Annotated in this window: 16 protein-coding genes; 12 read left to right on the forward strand and 4 right to left on the reverse strand. The window is 56.0% G+C overall.

Features of this window, described 5'->3' with window-relative positions:
• Positions 1-2 precede the first annotated feature (2 nt).
• The 3 genes from ABLV66_RS05085 to queF all read right to left on the reverse strand — a co-directional run bounded on the left by ABLV66_RS05085 (position 3) and on the right by queF (position 4,111).
• Positions 3-1,292, reverse strand: a complete 1,290-nt coding sequence (locus ABLV66_RS05085; protein ID WP_045377485.1) for an HAAAP family serine/threonine permease — start codon at positions 1,290-1,292, stop codon at positions 3-5.
• Positions 1,293-1,785: 493 nt separating this feature from the next.
• On the reverse strand, positions 1,786-3,153 hold the full coding sequence (ppnN, locus tag ABLV66_RS05090; protein WP_348876992.1) for a nucleotide 5'-monophosphate nucleosidase PpnN: 1,368 nt from the start codon (positions 3,151-3,153) through the stop codon (positions 1,786-1,788).
• 112 nt (positions 3,154-3,265) lie between these two features.
• Entirely contained in the window at positions 3,266-4,111 is an 846-nt protein-coding gene (gene queF, locus ABLV66_RS05095) for an NADPH-dependent 7-cyano-7-deazaguanine reductase QueF (protein ID WP_047044232.1), read from the reverse strand.
• 68 nt (positions 4,112-4,179) lie between these two features.
• On the opposite strand from queF, the gene syd reads away from it, so the two are divergent.
• The 8 genes from syd (at position 4,180) to ABLV66_RS05135 (ending at position 12,662) form a co-directional block, all read left to right on the forward strand.
• On the forward strand, positions 4,180-4,725 hold the full coding sequence (gene syd, locus ABLV66_RS05100) for a SecY-interacting protein (protein ID WP_047044234.1): 546 nt from the start codon (positions 4,180-4,182) through the stop codon (positions 4,723-4,725).
• Between the two features lie 631 nt (positions 4,726-5,356).
• Complete coding sequence (locus tag ABLV66_RS05105; protein WP_045397605.1) at positions 5,357-5,686, forward strand: YqcC family protein; 330 nt, start codon at positions 5,357-5,359, stop codon at positions 5,684-5,686.
• A complete protein-coding gene (gene truC, locus ABLV66_RS05110) occupies positions 5,686-6,480 on the forward strand; it encodes a tRNA pseudouridine(65) synthase TruC (protein WP_045397602.1) in 795 nt (264 codons plus the stop codon). Before ABLV66_RS05105 ends, truC begins: the two co-directional genes overlap by 1 nt.
• A 5-nt stretch (positions 6,481-6,485) precedes the next feature.
• Positions 6,486-6,929 carry a flavodoxin gene (locus ABLV66_RS05115; protein WP_015369957.1) on the forward strand — a complete coding sequence of 148 codons (444 nt, stop codon included), beginning with the start codon at positions 6,486-6,488 and terminating at the stop codon, positions 6,927-6,929.
• Between the two features lie 473 nt (positions 6,930-7,402).
• Positions 7,403-8,755: an MFS transporter gene (locus ABLV66_RS05120; protein ID WP_045397599.1), complete on the forward strand. Its 1,353-nt coding sequence runs from the start codon at positions 7,403-7,405 to the stop codon at positions 8,753-8,755.
• Between the two features lie 2 nt (positions 8,756-8,757).
• Positions 8,758-10,098 (forward strand): enolase C-terminal domain-like protein, encoded by a 1,341-nt coding sequence (locus ABLV66_RS05125; protein ID WP_348875099.1) that lies wholly within the window; start codon positions 8,758-8,760, stop codon positions 10,096-10,098.
• A gap of 17 nt (positions 10,099-10,115) precedes the next feature.
• Positions 10,116-11,456 (forward strand): glucarate dehydratase, encoded by a 1,341-nt coding sequence (gene gudD, locus ABLV66_RS05130; RefSeq protein ID WP_320483160.1) that lies wholly within the window; start codon positions 10,116-10,118, stop codon positions 11,454-11,456.
• Between the two features lie 66 nt (positions 11,457-11,522).
• On the forward strand, positions 11,523-12,662 hold the full coding sequence (locus tag ABLV66_RS05135; protein WP_047065257.1) for a glycerate kinase: 1,140 nt from the start codon (positions 11,523-11,525) through the stop codon (positions 12,660-12,662).
• 157 nt (positions 12,663-12,819) lie between these two features.
• Here the strand turns inward: ABLV66_RS05135 and barA are convergent, their stop codons facing one another.
• Complete coding sequence (gene barA / locus ABLV66_RS05140; protein WP_047044241.1) at positions 12,820-15,570, reverse strand: two-component sensor histidine kinase BarA; 2,751 nt, start codon at positions 15,568-15,570, stop codon at positions 12,820-12,822.
• Positions 15,571-15,680: 110 nt separating this feature from the next.
• Here barA and rlmD point away from each other — a divergent pair, with 110 nt between their 5' ends.
• The 4 genes from rlmD to pyrG all read left to right on the forward strand — a co-directional run bounded on the left by rlmD (position 15,681) and on the right by pyrG (position 22,324).
• Complete coding sequence (gene rlmD / locus ABLV66_RS05145) at positions 15,681-16,985, forward strand: 23S rRNA (uracil(1939)-C(5))-methyltransferase RlmD (protein ID WP_348876991.1); 1,305 nt, start codon at positions 15,681-15,683, stop codon at positions 16,983-16,985.
• Between the two features lie 182 nt (positions 16,986-17,167).
• The gene (gene relA, locus ABLV66_RS05150; protein WP_045397579.1) at positions 17,168-19,405 is read left to right on the forward strand and encodes a GTP diphosphokinase; all 2,238 of its coding nucleotides are present in this window, start codon (positions 17,168-17,170) and stop codon (positions 19,403-19,405) included.
• Between the two features lie 210 nt (positions 19,406-19,615).
• Complete coding sequence (mazG, locus tag ABLV66_RS05155; protein ID WP_015703306.1) at positions 19,616-20,407, forward strand: nucleoside triphosphate pyrophosphohydrolase; 792 nt, start codon at positions 19,616-19,618, stop codon at positions 20,405-20,407.
• 279 nt (positions 20,408-20,686) lie between these two features.
• Positions 20,687-22,324 (forward strand): glutamine hydrolyzing CTP synthase, encoded by a 1,638-nt coding sequence (pyrG, locus tag ABLV66_RS05160; protein WP_015703305.1) that lies wholly within the window; start codon positions 20,687-20,689, stop codon positions 22,322-22,324.
• Positions 22,325-22,338: the final 14 nt, after the last annotated feature.

Genomic DNA, 22,338 nt, shown 5'->3' on the forward strand with positions numbered 1-22,338 from the left:
AATTAGCTGAACAGAGAGTAGAAAATCGCGGAGATGGCAATCAGGCCCATAATCACAACGAAGACGTTGCTGATGTGGCCGCTGTATTTGCGCATGGCCGGAACTTTCTGGATTGCGTACATCGGCATCAGGAACAGGATCATCGCGATAATCGGACCGCCCAGGGTCTCAATCATGCCGAGGATGCTCGGGTTCAGCGTGGCCACAATCCAGGTGGTGACCAGCATAAACAGCGCGGTCAGCTTGTTCAGTTTGTTGATTTCGATGGTTTTGCCTTTGCCGCGCAGAGACTTAATCACCATGCCGTTGAAACCTTCACGAGCGCCCAGGTAGTGGCCGAGGAAGGATTTGGTGATAGCGATCATCGCGATGATCGGCGCCATCCAGGCGATAACCGGTGCGTTAAAGTGGTTCGCCAGGTAAGACAGAATCGAGATGTTCTGCTCTTTCGCCGCCGCCAGGTCTGCCGGAGACAGGCTCAGTACGCAGCTGAAGACGAAGAACATAACGGTCAGCACCATCATGATGTGAGCGCGCGCCAGGATGCTGGAGCATTTCTTCTCTGCGCCTTCGCCGTATTCTTCACGCTTCGCTACCGCGAAGGAGGAGATGATCGGCGAGTGGTTAAAGGAGAAGACCATCACTGGGATCGCCAGCCACAGGGTCATCAGCAGACCGTTACCGGTTGTTGACGCGCTGCTCAGCGACAGGGTTTCCAGCGCCGCGCCGTTCCATTGCGGGATCAGGTACAGAGCCAGGATCATCAGCGCGATAACGAACGGGAATACCAGGATGCTCATTGCCTTAACGATCATCTGCTCGCCGAAACGAACGATGGTCATCATGCCGACAATCAGGATCAGCGACAGAATGGCGCGCGGCGGCGGCGTCATGTGCAGCTGGTGCGCCATGAAGCTTTCGACGGTGTTGGTGATCGCCACGCTATAAACCAGCAGGATCGGGTAGATTGCGAAGAAGTAGAGCAGAGTAATCAGTTTACCTGCGCCCACGCCAAAGTGTTCTTCAACGACTTCAGTGATGTCTTCGCCCGGGTTTTTACCGGAAAGCACGAAGCGGGTCATACCGCGGTGTGCGAAGAAGGTCATCGGGAAGGCCAGAATCGCCATGATAATCAGTGGGATCATACCGCCGACGCCGGCGTTGATTGGCAGGAACAAAACGCCCGCGCCGATCGCCGTGCCGTACAGGCCCAGCATCCACATGGTATCCGTTTTGCGCCATCCGCTGCGGGTTTCACCCGAAACGATAGTGCTGGTTTGTGTGGTTTCCATCTGTATCTCCTGGAGGAATCAACAAAATCTAGTAAATAAAAACGATTAAATAATATGAAATTCGCTGCTTTACGGTTTTTTAGAAATTTTCTCCGTAACAATTGGGCGGCAAGATACATTTATATGGAAAATACATCAGTGATCGGGATCCCAAATGCAATAATCCACTTTAAACCTGAACGTTTTTAGCCCAACAGTCTGTTTATGGTGATCAGCCAGATAAATGTGGCGCGAAGGCTATCATTTGCAGCACATGAGATAAAAGCTCTGTTACCAAATAACGAGGTTTTTGCTGCAAAAAAGTGATGTAAACGACGTTTTTTCGCCATAATGTTATTTTTATGGTGAATTTTATTGCTCTTTTTGGAAACGCAAACGATTGGCTATGTGGAAACTCTACGAATCATTAATGAGAAAAATTAATTAACTGGAAATTACGGGCGGGAGTGCCCGGGCAGGGGATCGACCGCCGCCCGGGAGAGGTATTACATTATCAGGAGCAGATTTCGTAGCACGGAATGTAGGAGCTGCCGCCCGGAAGCTTCATGCGGTGCTGGGCAACGAAGCCCTGCAGCAGATCGTCCATGCGGCGCATCATTTCCGGATCGCCATGCAGCTTGTAAGGGCCATATTTCTCGATAGCCTGAATACCGACTTCTTTCACGTTGCCGGCGACAATACCGGAGAAGGCGCGGCGCAGGTCGGCGGCCAGTACTTCCACCGGTTGGTCCGGATAAAGTTTGAGATTGGCCATATTGTCGTGCGTTGGCTCAAACGGCATCTGCAGGTCCGGCGAGATACGAATCGACCAGTTGAAGCTATAGGCGTCGTCGGTTTCGCGGCGGCTCTCTTTGACCAATGGCATCGCTTTTTTCATCTGGCGCGCCACTTCAGCGGCATCGTCGATAATAATGCGGTAGTGGCGGCGAGCCGATTCGCCGAGGGTATGAACGATGAACTCGTCCAGCACGCGGAAGTAGTCGGCGCTCTCTTTCGGCCCGGTGAGGATAAGCGGCAGCACCTGCGACTTGTTATCCGGATGCATCAGGATGCCCAGCAGATAAAGCAGCTCTTCCGCAGTACCCACGCCGCCCGGGAAGATGATAATACCGTGGGCGATGCGTACGAACGCTTCGAGACGCTTTTCGATATCCGGCATGATGATCAGTTCGTTGACCAGCGGGTTTGGCGGCTCAGCGGCGATAATGGAAGGTTCGGTCATGCCGATAAAGCGGCTGTCTTTATAGCGCTGCTGGGCGTGGCCGACGGCGGCGCCTTTCATTGGCGCTTCCATGGCGCCTGGCCCGCAGCCGGTGCAGATATTCAGTTCGCGCAGGCCAAGCTGGGTTCCGACGCGGCGCGCGTACAGGTACTCATTTTCATTAATAGAGTGGCCGCCCCAGCAGACAATCATATTCGGCGCTTCGCCGACGTGAAGCGCGCGGGCGTTACGCAGAATCGAGAACACCAGGTTGGTGATGTGAATTGAGCTTTCGAGATCGAGGTTCGGGAAGCGGACGGTGTTGTGGATCTGCCCGTAGACGAACAGGATATCGCGCAGCACGGCAAACAGGTTGGCCTGCAGGGAACGGATAATACGGCCATCGACGAAAGCGTCTTCCGGCGGGTTGATCAGTTCCAGCTTCACGCCGCGTTCGCGGCGCAGCACGTTAATATCGAAGTTTTCAAAACGAGACAGTAGCTCCTTGCTGTTATCGGTCAGGCTCCCCGAGTTGAGCACAGCAAGCGAGCAGTTGCGAAAGAGTTGATACAGGTCACTACTGGCGGTGCGTTTAAGCATATCCACTTCCAGCTGTGACAGCATATCCATTGAACCAAGCGGGCTAACGTGTGTAATCAAGTGAACTCCTTACAGGACGATTATCGTCTTCCTGTGATTACAATAGCCCTGGCCGTAGTCTTTCCACAACCTTGCGTACGCGTTAACGCACGCAAAGTGTGAAAAATTTCGCTTATTGCCGCGCCAGACGGCCGGTTGCCGGCACGAATTCACCGTTGCTGCGCCACGGATTGATATCCAGGCCGCCGCGGCGGGTGTAGCGAGCGTACACAGAAAGCGATTCCGGCCGGCAGAAACGCAGCACATCATTAAAGATGCGTTCGACACACTGTTCGTGGAACTCATTGTGATGGCGGAACGACACCAGATAGCGCAGCAGTTTTTCGCGATCGATTTTCGGCCCGCGATACTGAATCTGTACCGAGCCCCAGTCCGGCTGGTGGGTGATCAGACAATTTGATTTCAGCAGATGGCTGACCAGCGTCTCTTCGACGACTTTGCCGCTGGCAGCGTCCTGCAGGTAGTCGGCGTTGAACTGATAGTTATCAATCTCGATATCCTGATCGTCGATGCAGGCGCCGTGCAGATGAGCGATCGGTTGCCCTTCCAGCTCATCCAGGCGGTACAGCGAAACCTTGACCTCGCCCTGGGCGCAGGCGCTGAGATCGCGCGTCAGCGTCGCCTGGACTTCCTGCCAGTCGGCGAAGCGGGTCTGGTTGAAGCTGTTCAGGTACAGTTTGAAGCTTTTCGATTCCACCAGATTGACGGTGGTGTCGCTCAGCTCCACGTAGCCGACGGCGACCTGCGGCAGGCCTTTGCCATTCAGCCACGACAGCTCATACAGCGTCCAGATATCGGCGCCGTGGAATGGCAGATTATCGGCGTGCAGGCCAAGCGGGTCGCGGTTCAGGCTGCGCGGCACGCCCTGCAGCAACGAAGCGTCATAGGTATCACGGTAATCCGTTGATTTACCGAGCGTCAGGCCGGCCAGCGCCTGATGATTATCGTAAGAAGACATGTTTCACCATAGTAAAGCGGGTACACTATATGCCAAGTGTATCCTGTCTAACGTGAAGAGAGAAACCGGTGGATCATCAGACCATAGAAGCGCTGCAATCATTTACCCAACGTTACTGCGATGCGTGGCAGCAGCGTTATGCCAGCCTGCCGCGTAGCGAAGACCTTTACGGCATCCCATCTCCCTGTATCAGCGCCAGTGAAAACGATGCCGTTTTCTGGCAGCCGCAGCCGTTTACGTTAGCACGCCATCTCGATGGAGTTGAACGAGCGCTGGAGATTGTGGTACAACAGCCAATTCATAGTTATTATACCACTCAGTTCGCTGGCGATATGCACGCCCGCTTTGCGGCGCAGGACCTTACTTTATTGCAGGCCTGGAGCCCGGATGACTTCCAGCGAGTGCAGGAAAACCTTATTGGTCACCTGGTGGTGCAAAAACGCCTCAAGCTATCGCCGACGCTGTTTATCGCCACGCTGGATAGCGAACTGGAGGTTATTTCGGTCTGCAACCTGAGCGGCGAAGTCATTAAAGAGACGCTCGGAACCCGAAAAAGAGAGACCCTTTCTCACTCACTTGCGAGTTTCCTGAATCAGCTTGAGCCCCTTCTGTAATCCATTTACCCTGGTTGTTTGTGAGAGATCTCTTACAAGACCTGTAAGAGATCGTCATCATTTTCAGCAATTTTAAACGTAAGGATTACATCTAACTTATTGTTATAAAATGATTTGATAATTATATGGTCTTTTAGTCTGGCCACTAATCTTAAGAGATTGTCGTAGTAAGTCTTGTAAGAAGAGGCGGAATCAGTGATCCTATGTACGTCGACAGGGAGTCGCGAAATGAAGAGAACATCAGGATGATGGCTCTTCTGCAGGACCCGCCGGGATGGCGTTGCAAGGACAGGCTTCAGGATGAAGCAAGGATAACGCAGGATTGCGTAATGGACACCTCCAGGATGGAGAACGAGAGCCGCTCAGGATGAACGGTGGATCAGGAAGATCTGGACACACTTAGGGATAAGTTATTTCACATCGGGGTGGTGTGAAAGCAGGATGCGCTAGTTTAAGGATGAACTTGGTCAGGAGACCTCAGGAAAAGTTTTCAAGGACGAGCAGGGAGCACCAATGTAGCTGGAATGCTGCAAAACGAACCGGGAGCACTGTTTATACAGTGCTCCCTTTTTTTATTTCTCTCGCGGATTTGCTATCCTGCGCCCGGTTTACAATTCATCGAGGTTTCCCCATGACCCTTCACGCTAGCGTGCGCGATCGCCTGCACGCCATTGAAGCGCTGCTGCGCGAAACAAACCACTGGCAGGAACAGGCGCCGGATAGCAGCGCTTTCGCCAGCGAACAGCCGTTTTGCCTGGACACGCTCGAACCGCTGGAATGGCTGCAGTGGGTGCTGATCCCGCGTCTGCATCAACTGATCGCCAGCGGTATGCCGCTGCCGCAGAACTTTGCCGTCGCGCCTTATTACGAGATGGCGCTGGATAAAGCTCATCCGGCGCGCGAAGCTATCGTAGCTGAACTACTGCTGCTGGATGCATTATTCGCGGACGACGACGCTTGATGCTGGAGATCATTTATCAGGACGAGTGGCTGGTGGCGGTGAATAAGCCTTCCGGCTGGCTGGTGCACCGCAGCTGGCTGGACCGCGATGAGAAAGTGGTGGTGATGCAGACCGTGCGCGATCAAATCGGCCAGCACGTCTTCACCGCTCATCGTCTGGACCGGCCGACTTCCGGCGTGCTGCTGATGGGATTATCGAGCGAGGCGGGCAGGCTGCTGGCGCAGCAGTTTGAGCAACACCAGATGCAAAAACGTTATCACGCGATCGTTCGCGGCTGGCTGACTGAAGAGGATGTGCTGGATTACCCGCTGGTGGAAGAGCTGGACAAAATCGCCGATAAGTTCGCTCGTGAGGATAAAGGCCCGCAGCCGGCGGTGACCCACTATCGCGGCCTGGCAACGGTAGAAATGCCGGTCGCCACCGGCCGTTACCCGACCACCCGCTACGGGCTGGTGGAGCTGGAGCCGAAAACCGGACGTAAACATCAGCTGCGTCGTCATTTGGCCCATCTGCGCCATCCGATCCTCGGCGACAGCAAACATGGCGATCTACGGCAAAACCGCAGCGCCGCTGAACATTTCGGCTGCAATCGTCTGATGCTGCACGCCAGCCAGCTGTCATTAACGCATCCCTTTACCGGCGAGCCGCTAACGATTCGCGCGGGTCTGGATGACGTCTGGATGCGCGCGCTGTCGCAGTTTGGCTGGCGCGGGCTTCTCCCGTTAAATGAAAGGGTTGAGTTTGCCGACGACAGCGGTCAGGATGAGAGTATCGCGGATAATCCAGGGAGATAATCACTATGGCAGAAGTCGGAATTTTTGTCGGCACAATGTACGGAAACTCGCTGTTGGTCGCCGAGGAGGCGGAAGCCATTCTGAGCGGGCTGGGGCATAAAGCGACGGTATTTGAGGACCCGGAAGTGAAAGACTGGGAATCCTATACCGGCAAGTACGTGCTGGTCGTGACGTCGACCACCGGGCAGGGCGATCTGCCGGACAGTATCGTTCCGCTGTACGAAGGCATTAAAGATATGTATCAGCCGCATCTGCGCTACGGCATTATCGCGCTTGGCGATAGCACCTACGCCAATTTCTGCGGCGGCGGTAAAACCTTTGATGCGCTGCTGCAGGAACAGGGAGCGCGACGTATCGGCGAGATGCTCACCATCGACGCCAGCGAAGACCCGGAACCGGAAAGCGTTTCCAATCCTTGGGTAGAAGCGTGGGCGAAACTGCTCGACTAATCCTATTAAGAACGCCCTCTCCCTACGTAGAGGGCGCGCTTAAGCTGCCAGTGGCCGGATAAACGGTCAGGCTTATCTTAACGTTCTCCATTCCTCCCGGCTTCGGGCATGTGCCTGATAACCATGCCATCGCTATGGCTTTTTTCTTTGCGTTTCCCCGGCGTCAAGAGAGGCGATTCACACTCTGAAGGTTATATTGCCCATCTTCCTCTAAGCAGGCGACGGTTTTCCATTTCCGTGAACTACTCCCCACAACCTTAGGCATGCGCCACAAACTAACGCAGTTCCGCCCGCTAAAGCTGTGTATATGCACGGTGAGCCCGTCGAGGCCTCTTTTTATACTTTTCCTGCCAGTGACAAAAGCAGTACGCCAGATATAACGAAAAAAAACACTAACACGTCATTCTGATTACCCTACAGGTTGTGCTGTTCAGAATGAACGTAGCTAAACGCTATGATTCAGGAGTACAACAATGAGTTCATTAAGTCAGGCTGCGAGCGCCGCTGAAAAGCGCACCAATGCTCGCTATTGGATAGTGGTGATGCTGTTTATCGTCACATCCTTTAACTATGGCGACCGTGCGACGCTGTCGATCGCCGGTTCTGAAATGGCCAGGGATATCGGCCTCGATCCTGTTGGCATGGGTTACGTTTTCTCCGCGTTTTCATGGGCCTATGTGATCGGACAGATCCCCGGTGGCTGGCTGCTTGACCGCTTTGGTTCTAAACGCGTCTATTTCTGGTCCATCTTTATCTGGTCCGTGTTTACCCTGCTGCAGGGCTTCGTGGATATCTTTAGCGGTTTTGGCATTATCATCGCGCTGTTTACCCTGCGCTTCCTCGTCGGCCTTGCCGAATCGCCCTCGTTCCCGGGCAATAGCCGTATTGTGGCCGCCTGGTTCCCGGCGCAGGAGAGAGGGACGGCGGTATCGATTTTTAACTCCGCGCAGTATTTTGCTACCGTTATTTTCGCGCCGATTATGGGGTGGTTGACCCATGAAGTGGGCTGGTCGCACGTATTCTTCTTTATGGGCGGACTGGGTATTGTCATCAGCTTCGTGTGGCTGAAAGTGATCCACGATCCGAATAACCATCCAGGCGTGAACCAGAAAGAACTGGACTACATCGCCGAAGGCGGCGCGTTGATCAACATGGATCAAAAGAGCAGTGCGCAGAAGGTGCCTTTTAGCGTAAAAATGGGCCAAATCAAGCAGCTGATTGGCTCGCGAATGATGGTCGGGATCTATATCGGTCAGTACTGCATCAACGCCTTAACCTACTTCTTTATCACCTGGTTCCCGGTTTATCTGGTGCAGGCGCGCGGCATGTCGATCCTTAAAGCGGGCTTTGTCGCCTCGATTCCGGCGGTGTGCGGCTTTGTCGGCGGGGTGTTGGGCGGGATTATTTCCGACTGGTTGATGCGCCGTACCGGCTCGCTGAATATTGCGCGCAAAACGCCGATCGTTCTGGGCATGCTGTTGTCCATGACCATGCTGATGTGTAATTACGTGAATGTGGAATGGATGATCATCGGCTTTATGGCGATGGCCTTCTTTGGTAAAGGCATCGGCGCGCTGGGCTGGGCGGTAATGGCGGACACCGCGCCGAAAGAGATTAGCGGCCTGTCCGGCGGTCTGTTCAACATGTTCGGCAATATTTCCGGCATCGTAACCCCTATCGCTATCGGCTATATCGTCGGCACCACCGGCTCTTTCAACGGCGCGCTGATTTACGTCGGTATCCATGCGCTGGTGGCGGTTCTCAGCTACCTGGTGCTGGTGGGCGATATCAAACGTATCGAACTTAAACCGGTTGCGGGGCGTTAATCATGAATACCCAATCCAGCCCAATCGTTACCGAAATGAAGGTGATTCCGGTCGCCGGGCGCGACAGCATGCTGATGAATATCGGCGGCGCGCATAACGCCTGGTTTACCCGCAACATCGTGGTGTTAACCGATAACGCTGGCCATACCGGCGTCGGCGAAGCGCCCGGCGGCGAAGTCATCTATCAGACGCTGGTGGAGGCGATTCCGCAGGTAGTTGGGCAGGAAGTCGCTCGCCTCAACCGCGTGGTGCAGCAGGTACATAAAGGCAACCAGGCGGCGGATTTCGACACCTTCGGCAAAGGCGCATGGACCTTCGAATTGAAAGTCAATGCGGTGGCGGCGCTGGAAGCTGCGCTGCTCGACCTGCTTGGCAAGGTGTTGAATGTCCCGGTCTGCGAACTGCTTGGGCCGGGCAAACAGCGTGATGCGGTGACCGTGCTGGGCTACCTGTTCTATATCGGCGACCGCGAAAAAACCGATCTCGGATACCTTGAGCGGACGCCAGGCAACCACGAATGGTATCGCCTGCGTCATCAGCAGGCGTTGAATAGCGACGCGGTGGTGCGACTGGCGGAGGCGGCTCAGGATCGCTACGGTTTTAAAGACTTTAAGCTAAAAGGCGGCGTATTACCTGGCGAGCAGGAGATCGACACCGCTCGCGCGCTGAAAAAACGCTTCCCTGACGCGCGCATTACCGTCGATCCGAACGGCGCCTGGCTGTTGGATGAAGCTATTATGCTGTGCAAAGGGCTGCAGGATGTCCTGACCTATGCCGAAGATCCGTGCGGCGCGGAACAGGGCTTTTCCGGCCGGGAAGTGATGGCCGAGTTCCGTCGCGCAACCGGGTTACCGGTGGCGACCAACATGATAGCCACCAACTGGCGCGAGATGGGGCATACGGTGATGCTCAACGCCGTCGATATTCCGCTGGCTGACCCGCACTTCTGGACGCTCTCTGGCGCGGTGCGGGTGGCGCAGCTGTGCGATGACTGGGGGCTGACCTGGGGCTGCCACTCGAACAACCATTTTGATATCTCGCTGGCGATGTTTACCCACGTCGGCGCCGCGGCGCCGGGCAAGCCGACCGCTATCGATACCCATTGGATTTGGCAGGAGGGCGATTCGCGCCTGACGCAAAATCCGCTGCAAATTATCAACGGCAAAATCGCCGTGCCAGACGCGCCGGGACTCGGCGTGGAGCTGGACTGGGAACAGGTGCATAAAGCTCATGAGGCCTATAAGGCGCTGCCTGGCGGCGCGCGTAATGATGCGGGCCCGATGCAGTACCTGATTCCCGGTTGGACATTCGACCGTAAACGCCCCGTTTTCGGCCGTCATTAATTAAAAAGGATTACGTCATGACTACATCATCTTCAACGCCAATTGTGACCGCTATGCAGGTTATCCCGGTCGCCGGGCATGACAGCATGCTGATGAACCTGAGCGGCGCGCACGCGCCGTACTTCACCCGTAATATCGTTATCATCAAAGATAACTCCGGGCACACCGGCGTCGGCGAAATTCCCGGCGGCGAAAAGATCCGCCAGACGCTGGAAGACGCCGCGCCGCTGGTAGTGGGGAAAACGCTGGGTGAGTACAAAAATGTGCTGAATGCCGTGCGTAACCAGTTTGCCGACCGCGATGCCGGCGGTCGCGGCCTGCAAACCTTCGATCTGCGCACCACTATTCACGTGGTGACCGGGATTGAAGCGGCGCTGCTGGATCTGCTGGGCCAGCATCTGGGCGTGAACGTTGCTTCTCTGCTTGGCGACGGCCAACAGCGGAGTGAAGTCGAAATGCTGGGCTATCTGTTCTTCGTCGGCAACCGCCACGCGACGCCGCTGGCTTATCAAAGCCAACCGGATGAGCAGTGCGACTGGTACCGTATTCGTCATGAAGAGGCGATGACGCCGGATGCGGTAGTTCGCCTGGCGGAGGCCGCTTACGAAAAATATGGCTTCAATGACTTTAAACTGAAGGGTGGGGTACTGGCCGGTTTTGAAGAAGCCGAAGCCATTAGCGCGCTGGCGAAGCGTTTCCCTGGCGCGCGCGTGACCCTCGACCCGAACGGCGCCTGGCTGCTGGATGAAGCCATCCAGATAGGCAAGCAACTGAAAGGCGTACTGGCCTATGCGGAAGACCCATGCGGCGCTGAGCAAGGTTTCTCCGGCCGCGAAGTGATGGCCGAATTCCGTCGGGCGACCGGGCTGCCGACCGCAACCAACATGATTGCCACCGACTGGCGGCAGATGGGCCATACGCTGTCGTTACAATCGGTGGATATTCCACTGGCTGACCCGCACTTCTGGACCATGCAGGGATCGGTGCGCGTGGCGCAAATGTGTCATGAATTTGGCCTGACCTGGGGGTCGCACTCTAATAACCACTTCGATGTGTCGTTGGCGATGTTTACCCATGTGGCCGCGGCGGCGCCGGGTAAAATTACCGCTATCGATACCCACTGGATCTGGCAGGAGGGCAACCAGCGTTTGACCAAACAGCCGTTTGAAATCAAAGGCGGTATGGTGCAGGTGCCGACGACGCCAGGTTTGGGGGTTGAGCTGGATATGGACCGCGTGATGCAGGCTAATGAGCTATATAAGAAACATGGCCTGGGCGCTCGTGATGACGCCATGGCGATGCAATATTTAATCCCGAACTGGACCTTTGATAACAAACGTCCTTGCATGGTTCGCTAAGATAACGCCGACCCTGTTGGGGTCGGCAACTGCCGGTCGCCGGGGTTATTCATATTAAGGACACTTATGAAGATAGTGATCGCGCCGGATTCTTACAAAGAGAGCCTGAGTGCGCTGGATGTCGCTACCGCGATAGAAACGGGGTTCCGCGAGATTTATCCCCATGCGGAGTACGTTAAAGTCCCGGTTGCCGACGGCGGAGAGGGTACCGTTGAGGCGATGGTGGCCGCGACGCAGGGACATATCGTACAGGTCAGCGTTACCGGGCCGTTAGGCGAACCGGTCGAAGCCTTTTACGGTCTGTCCGGCGATATGCGCTGCGCCTATATTGAAATGGCGGCAGCCAGCGGACTGGAAAGCGTGCCGCCGACGCGACGTAATCCGCTACTGACCACCTCCTGGGGAACCGGCGAGCTGATTCGTTACGCGTTAGATGCGGGAGTCTCGCAGATTATTATTGGGATCGGCGGCAGCGCGACCAATGACGGCGGCGCCGGCATGGCGCAGGCGCTGGGGGCGAAATTGTTGACCGCGGAGCAACAGCAAATTGCGCCGGGCGGCGGCGCGCTGGAGACGCTGGCGCGAATCGATCTCAGCGAGCTGGATCCAAGATTGGCGGATTGCCGGATTGATGTCGCCTGCGACGTCACCAACCCGTTAACCGGCCCGCAGGGGGCAAGCGCGGTGTTCGGCCCGCAAAAAGGGGCGACGACGGCGATGATTGAACGTCTTGATAGCGGCCTGCAACACTTTGCGCAGATTATCGCCCGCGATTTGGATATCGACGTGCTGAGCCTGGAAGGGGGCGGCGCGGCGGGCGGTATGGGGGCGGCGTTGTATGCGTTTTGCGGCGCCAAATTGCGACCGGGGATCGAGATAGTGACCGATGCGCTGCGGCTGGCGGATTTAGTGGCTGATGCTGATTTGGTGATTACCGGTGAAGGGCGCATCGACAGCCAGACCATTCACGGTAAGGTACCGGTGGGGGTGGCGAAGGTCGCGAAACGCTTCAACGTGCCGGTGATTGGGATTGCCGGCAGCCTGACCGCCGATGTTGGCGTCGTGCATCAGCATGGTTTGGATGCGGTCTTTAGCGTGCTGTATACCGTCTGTACCCTGGACGAAGCGCTGGCGAACGCCGCCGCCAACGTGAGGATGACGGCGCGTAACGTGGCCGCGGTATTGCAGATGGGCGGTAAGCGGTAACCCGGGCAGCGCAGTGGGATTTGTAGCCCGGTTAAGGCGCGTAGCACCGCGATCCGGGAACCGTCCCCGGTGGCGTTTACGCTTACCGGGGCTACCAACCGAGTACCGGACCGTAGGGCGTAGCCCGGATAAGGCGCGCAGCGCCGCTATCCGGGGTTTACACTCCCATCTTGCACGCTTCGCGGGCGACGTTATCCATCTCGTCTAGCAGTTCCAGCAGTTCCGGCTCCAGCTCTTCCGGCGCGGTACCCGCGCGCAACTGACTTTCAAGGGTATGGCACAGTTTTTTCAGCCGCGGTACGCCGCTATAGCTGCAGCTACCGTGCAGCTTGTGGATTAAATCCAGCAATCCTTCCGGCGTCTCGCCAACCAGCTGCTCTTCAACTTTATTGCGCACCTCCGGCATAAAGGCGAGCAACATTTGCAGCATTTCCCGCGCGAGGTCTGGCTTCATGGCTGCCTGACGCAGCGCCAGCTGCCAGTTGAGCGTGACGTTATGGTCGATAACCGGCTCAACCGGTTCGGCGATTTGCGGCGTGACGACGTGCATGCCGGGCTGATAACGCAATAGCAGGGTGCTGAGTTTATCTTCTTCAATTGGCTTCGCCAGATAATCGTTCATCCCGGCAGCCAGCAGTTTCTCGCGCTGACCCTCAAGGGCGTGAGCGGTCACGGCGATCACCGGTGTCTGCTGCTGATGAGGGAGTTGGCGGATCAATTCACAGGCGCGAATACCGTCCATATCCGGCATCTGAATATCCATCAGAATGAGATCCAACTGCGATTGTTTTGCCTGCTCTACGGCATCCTGGCCGCTATCGCACAGAATGACATGCTGCACCAGATCGTCCAGCAATGCGCCGATAAGCTTGAGGTTGGCCGGGTTGTCGTCTACCGCCATGACCGTCATCGCCAGTTTATCGCTATCGATATAGGGCTGCGGCACCGGCGGCTGCGCGCGGCAAGAGGCCATCAGCACCGGGAAAAGCCGCGTGGAGGTCAACGGTTTGAGCAGGCAGGCGGCGACGCCGTTTCTTTTCAGCTCTTCGGCGCTGACCTGCGCGTGACAAGGCAATCCCAGTACCAGGGTATCGGAAAGCGAGCAGGCGCGGACCAGCTTCTCCCGCTGATTGCTGAGATCGCGCATCGACACCGGAATACCGGCCAGTAAAATATCGTAGTGGGCATCCGGCAGCGCTGACAGCGTCGGGCTGTAGACCACCTCCAATGGCGTGGTTGCCAGCAGTTCCATCGTGCTTTGCGCAGCGGTGGCATTGGCTTCAATGTAGGCCAGCTTCTTGCCCGCCAGGCAATGGGTATCGAAACCGTCCGTAACGGCGTTCGGGTTCAGGTCAAGGCTGATATGGAACCAGAAGGTGGAGCCACGGTTCGGCTGACTATGGAATGAGATATCACCGCCCATCTCTTTGACCAGGCGCTGGGTGATGACCAGACCCAGGCCGGTGCCGCCGTGGCGGCGCGAGATACTGGCGTCGGCCTGGCGGAATGCCTGGAACAGCCGCGACTGATCGCGCTCCGGAATACCGATGCCGGTATCGTGGATCTGTACTTCAATTTGCACGCGGGAATTGCTCATCGCCCGCTGCTCCACCAGCACATCAATGTTGCCGTGCTCGGTGAATTTAATGGCGTTACCCACCAGGTTGGTGATGACCTGCTGCAGACGTAGCGGATCGCCAATCACATTATCCGGGACATCGCTTTTAATGTTGAGGGTGAGTTCGAGCCCTTTATCGTGCGCCGAATGGGCCAGCAGGGTCACCACTTCATCCAGGGTATTGCGCAGCAGGAAAGGAATGCTTTCCAGTATCAGCTTGCCCGCTTCCAGCTTGGAGAAATCCAGCACGTCATTAATGATGGCCAACAGATTGTTGGCAGAACGCTCAATGGTGGTGAGGTGGTCGCGCTGAGTGGCGTTCAGATCGGTTTTTAGCGTCAGGCGGGTAAAGCCAATCACGCCGTTAAGCGGGGTTCGTAGCTCATGCGACATATTGGCCAGGAACTCGGATTTGATGCGCGCGGCCTCCTGGGCGCGCTTTTTCGCCAGATCCAGCTCGACGTTCTGAATCTCCATCTGCTCCAGCGTTTCGCGCAGATCCGAGGTGGCCTGATCGACATTGTGCTGCATCTCCTCGTGGTATGCCGCAAGCGACATCGCCATCGAGTTAATGCCGTTTTTCAGCATATCCAGCTCGCCGAGCATAAAACCTTCAACGCGGCTATCCAACTGGCCGCGACGGATGCGGTCAACGGTGTTGACCATATTGCGAATCGGCCCGGTCACGTCGCGCATCAATCGCCAGCCGAAAATCAGCGCAATGCCGATACAAAACAGCATCATGACGCTTGAGATAAATATCTCTTTGTACTGCTGTAAGCGAACGGATTTGAGGTCGAGCTCCAGCGCCACATAGCCAAGCATGTTGCCCGGCATTTTAGCATCGCTCTCCGGCGACTCATCGGGCAGATAGCTTTCTGACACAATAGGCGTGCGCAGCACCATAATATCGCCGTGGCGGGTGACGCTTAGACGGCGAGGGAAGGGGGCGCCGCGCGGGAGCTGTATTTCTCGCGGATCGAGCTGGAAGTTAGAGGTAACGAAAAGCCGGTTTTTTGCATCATAGATTGAAATGGCCCGCACGATATCGGAATGGCGGCGGTGAAGCACGCTGATAAGTTGGCCGATCGCCTCGCGATTTTGCAAATTCATGCCGTATTCACTGGATACCGCCAGCGGTTCGATAATACTGGCGCCGGCATCCTCCAACTGCCTCTGCAGGTCGTTATAGCGGTGGGCGACGAAGAAAATACTGAGCAGCAAACCAATCAAAACGGTCGGCGCCAGAATAAGAATCATCATGCGAGCACGTAGGCTGTAGTTGGTCATGCGGTTCCATTATGGGAGAATATACATATCAACCTTCAGACGGCTTCTGAATCGATAGCCCGAATGATTTCATGTATAGAGTCAGTATATTTTTGAGATAATCCTCTACAATGGCGCAATTCTACTCTGCAAAACGGCGTGTGACGACGCGCCAGATCATAACCGTGACGGTAAATGACCTTGATCCCTTTGGCCAGGGCGTAGCCCGTCATCAGGGTAAGGCGCTGTTTGTCCCCGGCCTGTTGCCGCAAGAGCAGGCGGAAGTCGTGCTGGTAGAGGATAAAAAACAGTATGCCCGCGCTCAGGTTAAACGCCGCCTCAACGACAGCCCACAGCGCGTTGCGCCGCGCTGTGGGCATTTCGGCGTCTGCGGCGGATGCCAGCAGCAGCATGCTAGCATTGAACTACAGCAGCAAAGCAAGCGCGCCGCGCTCTCCCGCCTGATGAAACGTGACGTTGACGACATTATAGCCGCTGAACCCTGGGGCTATCGTCGTCGGGCGCGTTTGAGCTTGAATTATCAGCCGAAGACCCAACAACTGCAGATGGGTTTTCGTAAGGCCAACTCCAGCGAAATCATCGATGTGGTGCAGTGCCCTGTTTTGGCGCCCCAACTTGAGGCGTTGTTGCCTGCGGTGCGCGAGTGTTTAACCAGCCTGCAGTCACAGCGTCATCTAGGCCACGTTGAACTGGTGCAGGCGGACAACGGCCCGCTGATGGTTTTACGCCATACTGCCGCGCTGACGGCGGCGGATAAAGAAAAACTGGAACGTTTTTCGCAAACTCACGGTCTATCCCTGTACCTCGCGCCGCAAAGCGAGATACTTGAACATATTCGCGGCGATGAGCCATGGTACACGTCAGACGGACTACGCTTAGTGTTCAGTCCGCGCGATTTTATCCAGGTCAACGATGGCGTAAACCAGAAGATGGTAGGTACGGCGCTGGCCTGGTTAGATATTCAGCCGCAGGACCGCGTTCTGGATCTGTTTTGCGGTATGGGTAATTTCACCCTGCCGCTGGCCAAAGCGGCGGCGAGCGTGGTGGGCGTCGAAGGCGTGCCCGCGCTGGTGGCAAAGGGGCGGGAAAATGCCGCTCTCAATGGGTTGCAAAACGTGACTTTCTTTCATGAAAACCTGGAGGAAGATGTCACCCGGCAAGCCTGGGCGAAGCACGGCTTTGATAAAATTCTACTCGATCCGGCTAGGGCCGGGGCGCCGGGCGTGATGGCGCATATTATCAAGCTGGCTCCGCGGCGAGTGGTCTATGTTTCATGTAACCCGGCGACGCTGGCGCGCGATAGCGAGGCGTTGCTTCAGGCGGGATATCGCATTCAACGTCTGGCGATGCTGGACATGTTCCCGCACACCGGGCACCTGGAATCGATAGTATTGTTTGAGCGCGAGCTTACATAAAATTGTTCAGCCCGCATCGAGGCGACAGTGAAGATGCCTGGTGGCGGTGTGGACTGAAGGATGAAGTAGATACCCTCAATAACTCGAGTTGCAGGAAAGCTAACGCACCTGCAACTTGAAGAATGACGGGTATAAATATGGCTTGCTGACTTCGGTAGGCTGAGTCCCTTAAGGAGAGGACAATGGTTGCGGTAAGAAGTGCACATCTAAATAAAGCTGGTGAGTTTGACCCGAAGAAATGGATCGCGAGTCTGGGGATTTCCAGCCAGCAGTCGTGTGAGCGCTTAGCCGAGACCTGGGATTATTGTCGCGCAACAACGCAGGGGCACCCGCAGGCGGATCTCCTGTTATGGCGCGGCGTGGAGATGGTTGAAATTCTCTCCATGCTGAATATGGATATCGATACCTTGCGGGCCGCTTTGCTGTTTCCGCTGGCGGACGGCAACGTCGTCAGCGAAGAAGTCCTGCAAGAGAGCGTCGGCAAATCCGTCGTTACCCTGATTCACGGCGTGCGTGATATGGCGGCGATTCGCCAGCTCAAAGCCACGCACACCGATACCGTCTCCTCAGAACAGGTCGACAATATTCGCCGCATGCTGCTGGCGATGGTCGATGATTTCCGCTGCGTGGTTATCAAGCTTGCGGAACGTATCGCTCACCTGCGCGAGGTAAAAGATGAACCCGAAGATGAGCGCGTACTGGCCGCAAAAGAGTGTACCAATATCTATGCGCCGCTGGCGAACCGCTTAGGGATCGGTCAACTGAAGTGGGAACTGGAAGACTACTGCTTCCGTTATCTGCATCCAGCCGAATACAAGCGTATTGCCAAACTGCTGCACGAACGCCGTATCGATCGCGAACATTACATCGATGAGTTCGTCGGCCATCTGCGCTCAGAAATGAAAACCGAAGGCGTGAAGGCTGAGGTGTACGGGCGTCCGAAGCATATCTACAGCATCTGGCGCAAAATGCAGAAGAAGCATCTCGCTTTTGATGAGCTGTTTGACGTGCGCGCGGTTCGTATCGTCGCCGAACGTTTACAGGATTGCTACGCGGCGCTGGGGATCGTGCATACCCACTATCGTCATCTGCCTGACGAATTTGATGATTACGTCGCTAACCCGAAACCGAACGGCTACCAGTCTATTCATACCGTAGTGCTTGGGCCGGGCGGGAAAACGGTCGAGATCCAAATTCGCACCAAACAGATGCATGAAGACGCCGAGCTCGGCGTGGCGGCGCACTGGAAGTATAAAGAGGGCGCCAGCGCCGGGGCGAGCGGCGGCCGCGGCCATGAAGACCGTATCGCCTGGCTGCGTAAGCTGATCGCCTGGCAGGAAGAGATGGCCGACTCCGGCGAAATGCTCGATGAAGTGCGCAGCCAGGTCTTTGACGACCGGGTCTACGTGTTTACGCCGAAGGGCGACGTGGTTGACCTGCCGGCGGGCTCCACTCCGCTCGACTTTGCCTACCATATCCATAGCGATGTCGGGCACCGCTGCATCGGCGCGAAAATTGGCGGGCGCATTGTGCCGTTCACCTATCAGCTGCAGATGGGCGACCAGATTGAGATAATTACTCAGAAGCAGCCCAACCCAAGCCGCGACTGGCTGAACCCGAACCTCGGCTACGTGACCACCAGCCGCGGGCGCTCCAAAATTCACGCCTGGTTCCGTAAACAGGATCGCGACAAGAACATTCTCGCCGGGCGGCAGATCCTTGACGATGAGCTCGAGCATCTGGGGATCAGCCTGAAGGATGCCGAGAAACATCTGCTGCCGCGCTACAACTTTAATGAACTGGATGAACTGCTGGCGGCTATCGGCGGCGGCGATATTCGCCTTAACCAGATGGTCAACTTCCTGCAGGCGCAGTTCAACAAACCGAGCGCTGCGGAACAGGATGCCGCCGCGCTGAAGCAGCTGCAGCAGAAAACCTATACCCCGCAGAACCGCAGTAAAGACAATGGCCGGGTGGTGGTTGAGGGCGTCGGCAACCTGATGCATCACATCGCCCGCTGCTGCCAGCCGATTCCCGGCGACGAAATCGTCGGCTTCATCACCCAGGGGCGCGGGATCTCGGTGCACCGCGCCGACTGCGATCAGCTGGCTGAGCTGCAGTCTCACGCGCCGGAACGCATCGTTGATGCGGTATGGGGCGAGAGCTACTCGGCGGGATATTCGCTGGTGGTGCGCGTGGTTGCCAACGACCGCAGCGGCCTGCTGCGCGACATTACCACTATTCTTGCCAACGAGAAGGTGAACGTGTTGGGCGTGGCCAGCCGCAGCGATACTAAACAGCAGCTGGCGACCATCGATATGACCATTGAAATCTATAACCTGCAGGTGTTGGGCCGGGTGCTCGGCAAGCTGAACCAGGTGCCGGATGTGATCGACGCGCGTCGTCTGCACGGCGGTTAATTTCGTCGCGCCGGATGGCGGCATAAATGCCTTATCCGGCCTACGGTCCGCGGCTTTGTCTTAAAAGCGCCCGCGCGACAACCGCTGCACGGCGGTTAATTCGTCTGTAGGCCGGATAAGGCGAAGCCGCCATCCGGCAATTTCGTAACGTCGGATAAGGTGTCAATGCCTTATCCGGCCGACTATTTTTTAAATTTCCAGGATTGTCACATGACTCAAATTGACCGCCTGCTCGGCATCATGCGCCGCCTGCGCGACCCGGAAAACGGCTGCCCGTGGGATAAAGAACAGACCTTTGCCACTATCGCCCCTTACACCCTTGAAGAGACCTATGAAGTGCTGGACGCCATTGCGCGCGAAGATTTTGACGATCTGCGCGGCGAGCTTGGCGACCTGCTATTCCAGGTGGTGTTCTATGCGCAGATGGCGCAAGAAGAGGGGCGTTTTGATTTCAACGATATCTGCGCCGCCATCAGCGACAAACTGGAACGTCGCCATCCGCATATTTTCGGCGATGCTTCAGCCGGGAACAGTGCGGAAGTGCTGGCGCGCTGGGAGCAGATCAAGAGCGCGGAGCGAGCGGAAAAGGCGCAACACTCGGCGCTGGATGATATTCCGCATAGCCTGCCGGCGCTGATGCGCGCGCATAAAATTCAGCGTCGCTGCTCGGCGGTGGGCTTCGACTGGACCTCGCTTGGGCCGGTGCTCGATAAGGTGCATGAAGAGATAGATGAAGTCATGCATGAAGCGCAGCAGGCGGTGGTTGATGAAGCTAAACTGGAAGAGGAAGTGGGCGATCTGCTGTTCGCCACGGTGAATTTATCCCGCCATTTAGGAGTCAAAGCCGAGGTCGCGTTGCAGAAAGCGAACCTCAAATTTGAGCGCCGCTTCCGCGAAGTTGAGCGTATTGTTGCCGCCAGAGGTCTGGAAATGACCGGCGTTGACCTCGAAACCATGGAAGAAGTGTGGCAGGAAGTAAAACGCCAGGAAACTGATCTCTAACGAGTTTTCGTGATCAAGCGCTATTTGTGTGATTTTATAAATAACAAGCGCTTGATTTACGTCAAAAACATTTCGCCAAAAGCGGCTATTTTCTCATTCCGTTATGTTGTTGAAACACCATGTAGCCTGCCTCTTCGAGTTGTTCGAGTCGCAACGCAGGTGCGGCTGGTAGAAAGAAGAGGAGGGGAGAATGAAAGTTTGTGGCGTCACGCATGTTCGGGTATACTACTTTCCCGTCCTGGTTATTCCATCGTTTTACCCTAACTTCTCAGGTTCAGCATGACAACGAACTATATTTTTGTGACCGGCGGGGTCGTATCCTCTCTGGGTAAAGGCATTGCCGCAGCTTCCCTGGCAGCCATTCTTGAAGCCCGTGGGCTCAATGTAACTATCATGAAACTGGATCCGTACATCAACGTCGATCCGGGCACCATGAGCCCAATCCAGCACGGGGAAGTGTTCGTTACTGAAGACGGCGCTGAAACCGATCTGGACCTGGGCCACTACGAGCGTTTCATCCGCACCAAGATGACTCGCCGCAACAACTTCACCACTGGTCGTATCTACTCCGACGTTCTGCGTAAAGAGCGCCGTGGCGACTATCTGGGCGCAACCGTACAGGTTATCCCGCACATCACCAACGCCATCAAAGAGCGTGTATTGGCTGGCGGCGAAGGCCATGACGTGGTGCTGGTTGAAATCGGCGGTACCGTAGGCGATATCGAATCCCTGCCGTTCCTCGAAGCTATTCGCCAGATGGCGGTAGAAATCGGCCGTGAGCATACCCTGTTCATGCACTTGACCCTGGTGCCATACATGGCGGCGGCGGGTGAAGTCAAAACTAAACCGACTCAGCACTCTGTGAAAGAGCTGCTCTCCATCGGTATCCAGCCTGATATTCTGATTTGCCGCTCCGATCGCGCGGTTCCGGCCAACGAGCGTGCAAAAATTGCATTGTTCTGTAACGTCCCGGAAAAGGCTGTGATTTCTCTGAAAGACGTCGATTCCATTTATAAAATTCCAGGCCTGTTGAAATCTCAGGGGCTGGACGATTATATTTGTAAACGATTCAGCTTAACTTGTCCGGAAGCAAACCTGGCCGAATGGGAACAGGTAATCTATGAAGAAGCTAATCCGGCAGGCGAAGTCACCATTGGTATGGTCGGTAAGTACATTGAACTGCCGGATGCCTACAAATCGGTGATTGAAGCGCTGAAACACGGTGGTCTGAAAAACCGCGTGACCGTCAACATCAAGCTTATCGATTCGCAGGATGTTGAAACGCGCGGCGTCGAAATCCTCAAAGATTTGGACGCGATCCTCATCCCGGGCGGCTTCGGCTACCGCGGCGTTGAAGGCAAGATCGCCACCGCGCGCTATGCGCGTGAGAACAATATTCCATATCTGGGCATCTGCCTGGGTATGCAGGTTGCGCTGATTGAGTTCGCGCGCAACGTAGCGGGCATGGAAAACGCCAACTCTACGGAATTTGTGCCAGACTGTAAGTACCCGGTGGTGGCGCTGATTACCGAATGGCGTGACGAAGAAGGCAACGTTGAGGTTCGTTCCGAGAAGAGCGACCTCGGCGGCACCATGCGCCTTGGCGCGCAGCAGTGCCAGCTGGGTGATGATTCTCTGGTTCGTCAGCTGTACGGCGAGCCGACAATCACCGAGCGCCATCGTCACCGCTACGAAGTCAACAACATGTTGTTGAAACCGATTGAAGCTGCCGGCCTGCGCGTTGCGGGCCGTTCCGGGGATGATCAGTTGGTCGAGATCATCGAAGTGCCTAACCATCCGTGGTTTGTGGCCTGCCAGTTCCACCCGGAGTTTACTTCGACGCCGCGTGACGGCCACCCGCTGTTTGCCGGCTTTGTGAAAGCCGCGAGCGAGTACCAGAAACGTCAGGCGAAGTAAAAGAGTTAGAACGG

Origin of the sequence: Klebsiella sp. CN_Kp073 (assembly GCF_040065495.2) — a bacterium.
Taxonomy (GTDB): domain Bacteria; phylum Pseudomonadota; class Gammaproteobacteria; order Enterobacterales; family Enterobacteriaceae; genus Klebsiella; species Klebsiella aerogenes.